The sequence below is a fragment of the Enterococcus sp. E5-37 genome (assembly GCF_035726925.1).
Lineage (GTDB): Bacteria > Bacillota > Bacilli > Lactobacillales > Enterococcaceae > Enterococcus_B > Enterococcus_B faecium.
This window is the reverse complement of the sequence record NZ_JAPMLG010000027.1, coordinates 1-3,428: the sequence shown is the minus strand read 5'-3', so window position 1 is coordinate 3,428 and position 3,428 is coordinate 1. Positions and strand designations below refer to the sequence as shown.

General features: G+C 36.5%; 3 protein-coding genes and 2 pseudogenes. All 5 read left to right on the top strand.

Going from position 1 to position 3,428, the window contains the following annotated elements; translation table 11 throughout:
* Positions 1-953: 953 nt before the first annotated feature.
* Positions 954-1,373: a hypothetical protein gene (locus OS138_RS12655; protein ID WP_038811215.1), complete on the top strand. Its 420-nt coding sequence runs from the start codon at positions 954-956 to the stop codon at positions 1,371-1,373.
* A 48-nt stretch (positions 1,374-1,421) separates the two neighbouring features.
* Positions 1,422-1,934 carry a Mu transposase domain-containing protein gene (locus OS138_RS12650; RefSeq protein WP_369676945.1) on the top strand — a complete coding sequence of 171 codons (513 nt, stop codon included), beginning with the start codon at positions 1,422-1,424 and terminating at the stop codon, positions 1,932-1,934.
* Positions 1,889-2,119: pseudogene (locus tag OS138_RS12645) on the top strand (glutamate decarboxylase); the annotation flags it as partial. The gene OS138_RS12650 and the pseudogene OS138_RS12645, both read left to right, overlap by 46 nt.
* 571 nt (positions 2,120-2,690) lie before the next feature.
* A complete protein-coding gene (locus tag OS138_RS12640; protein WP_038811217.1) occupies positions 2,691-3,266 on the top strand; it encodes a hypothetical protein in 576 nt (191 codons plus the stop codon).
* A 40-nt stretch (positions 3,267-3,306) separates the two neighbouring features.
* Positions 3,307-3,428: pseudogene (locus tag OS138_RS12635) on the top strand (IS3 family transposase); the annotation flags it as partial.

Sequence of the window (3,428 nt, the reverse complement as noted above, 5' to 3'; positions counted from 1 at the left end):
TCTGTAGTAAAATCATTCATAGGGAAGTCCTCTTTTCTGTGAATTGGTTGTCGTTAACTTTATTCTACAGAAGGGACTTCCTTTTTTGTATGGATTTTTTCATTTACACAAAATATTTTATACTCTCGAAACATTTGAGGAGTGTTACTACAAAAACAATAATAGTATTAAAAAGTAAATATGAGTTTACTTTTCTTTTTGTCGATTTTAAAGGAGCTTTAATTAAAGAAGTTGGATAAGCTATACTACTAATCAGTGTGTATAAGAGCAGAGCTGAAAAATTGTCATCATAGGAAATTTATTTAAAGAGTAGCTCATGCATACGGCGTAGTTCGAGAGCCACTTCGTCGGAGAAAAGTGAGCTACCTAAATTTCTCAAAGCAGAGCTGGTTATAAACGATTCCTCTATAGAAGAAGGGATCGTTTTTTCGTGTTTCTATTTAACCATTCTCCTGTATAACTAAAGGTGCACAAAAATTTTTGTACAAAATTACGTGAGGTGGCAGCTATGCCCAATTGTTTAGAAATTGTCCGACTTCATGAATTATCTATAAGCTAACGGTCTATCAGTTAAACACCCGCTGCTAATCGTAACACTGTCAGCAAAGTTATCAAAACAGTCTCTGTCCAGCAACTTAATTACCATGAACTAAAACAGTGGGATTATCAAAAAGTTGATGAATTATTTAAACAGCTAAAAGAAAAAAACATTGTCAAACGCATTTCACTATGCCTAATTATAAACAACTCACAAGAGAATTAGCGAAACCAGGTGTGACTATGCAGTTATTGTGGGAAGAATATGTAGATCAATACCTTCAAACCAACCTGCTCTATTATCAATTAACTCAATTCAAAAAATACTTTAACGAGTATCCCTCAAACAACCCTTCTCGCACATTTTGACTCACAATGGAGGAGAAAAAGTCGAAGTTGAATAGGGAGGATAGAAATTGACTTGGGTAGATCCTGACACGGATGAAGTTCTCTCTAGCTATCTTTTTTCTGTCGCCGTGTTACCGCTTAGCGGTTATACCTTTGCCTTTGGCTGCACGGATATAAAACAAGGCAATTGGATTTACGCACATATTCGCTTATTTGAATTTTTAGAAGGCGTACTGCTACTTATTGTTTCAGACAATTTGCGAACGGGTGTCACCACGCATACTTGTTCGACCTTGATTTTAAATCAAAGCCATGGAGACATGGCAAATCATTACCATACTGTTATTCTGCTAGCTCGTGTAAAAAAGCCTAAGAATAAAGACTTTGTTGAAAATACAGTGAAACAATTGACCGCTCGTGTGGTCGCCAGCATGCGTAATTGTACGTTTTTTAGTTTGGATGAATACTACCAACAATTAAGGGAGTAAATCCATCGATTCAATGCCACGCCGTTCCAAAAAAAGGCCGGTTCTCATTTGTCGCTCTCTCAAGAAATTGAAAAACCAGTCCTTCAACTCTTGCCCGATTATCCCAATGAATACTGCACTTATCAAACAGCGATAGTTCATACGAATAGCCACATTAGCTTTCAGAAGCATTACTATTCGGTTCCTTACAAATTTATTGGAGAGAAAGTGATATTGAAAATTTATGCCGACTATCTAGAAGTCTTTGACGGGAAACTCTTTCTCTGCCAATATTCCACCAAACATAAACTGTCTGGTTATTACACGACAGAAGAACGTCACTTGCCAGAACGATCTGCGACATATGGAAAATGGAATAGCTCTCGTTACATGCAATGGGCCCTCCGCAAGGGACCAAATGCCGTCATTGTCGTTGGAAAAATGTTTCAACAAGGATCGGAAGAACAATACTACCAAAGGGTCCACCCGCTATTAAAATTAGCAGGCAGCTATTCCAACCAAAGATTAGACAATGCCTGCCAACTATGGCTATCAACTTCTCCCACGGTGCAGCACAACTAATTGGTCAATACTACAACTTTGTGTACTATATTTTTGAAGATTACCGCAATATTCACTTAAGGATGCAAGATGTCGCGGTTTAATTAGTCAAAGAAATTGAAAAGACCGGTCTATTTGAAATCATTATCGATGACTCCGAATTATCAGTGGTTTGCTATAAGATGAAAGAATATAGGGATTGGTCTAATCCGAATAAGTTCTATGTTTTATCGCACTCTATCAGAAAATTTGCACTTGACTTTAAACGAATAGTCCGTTTTTTATTTTAGTGAATTCTCAACAAATCTCTATATGAATCCTGTGAACTACCCATCTCACAAAGAGTATCTTTTACTTTAAAATATCCAAAAGTGAAAAGAATACAAATACATAGTAGGATTACAAATTTTGTTTAAGAGGCGTGGGTATCCCTTTCGTTCGTCTCTTTTTTTTGTCTTTTTTCTCAAAAACAGAATACGACTTATTCTGAAAAAGTAATTATAATAAATTCAGCTTGGAAATAAGAGAAATTATGAACTATGTTAAGGGGGGACAAACTAATTTATAGGATAGAAGATGTACGACTTGGCAGCTGTCGGTGTTAATGGATTTGAGAAAGTTCAAATCCATTTAGCAAAGCACACAAATTTTGACGATTTAAGTTTGCTATAGCAACAATAAAGCATTGGATCTTTTAATGTGTACTTTGGATACCAATACATTTTTTTATTAGCATAGCTATCATAAAGAACAGTACAAAAGAGAGGGAGAACTAGAATGAAGAAGAAAAGCTATCGATATTACAAATCAATAATTTGGCTGATGGTTGCTGGTGTAGTTTTAAGTAACACTGCTCCATTTGTTTTAGCAGAGTCTTTTGCAAGCACAACTCCTAGCGAATGCATCTCCCAAGAACTGGAGACAAAGAGCTCAGATGAGTTATTGGATAGTTCTTTTGAACAGGTACCTTTGCCTGACACAGGAGAAAATGCTATATCAGAATCAACTACTCAAGAAGAGTTAATAGATAAAACTCTCCCAGAAGGTCAAAATGAGTCTATAGAAGATGAGAATGCTACCAATGAAGGTGTCAAAGAAGGCACAACTGTTGCCCAAAAAGAGGTATCTAATTATGCGACAACCTTTGGAGCTTTTGAGGTTGATAACAATGTGGGAGTCAAAAGTGAAGAGATAGATGTAGGTGGCAAAATAAATGTACTTACTCTAGAAGGCGAAGGGGAAACCTACAGAGTCAGCATGAGTTCGAAAGGGATGACCACTACTAAGGATAGAATTGTGGTGTCCGCTAATGCCATACTGGATAGGCTACAATTAACTAGACAGAAAAATTAAGGTGTGTAGACTAGAAGAAAACATACCAGGAGGAATTTTTATGTCTAAGAGAACACGAAGAACTTTTTCACAAGAATTCAAGCAACAAATCGTCAATCTTTACTTAGCTGGAAAGCCACGTGTAGAAATCATTCGAGAATATGAACTAACGGCTTCAGCATT

Excerpts from the sequence above, each read along its gene's own strand:
- OS138_RS12640 (WP_038811217.1), top strand. The coding sequence starts at position 2,691 with ATGAAGAAGAAAAGCTATCGATATTACAAATCAATAATTTGGCTGATG.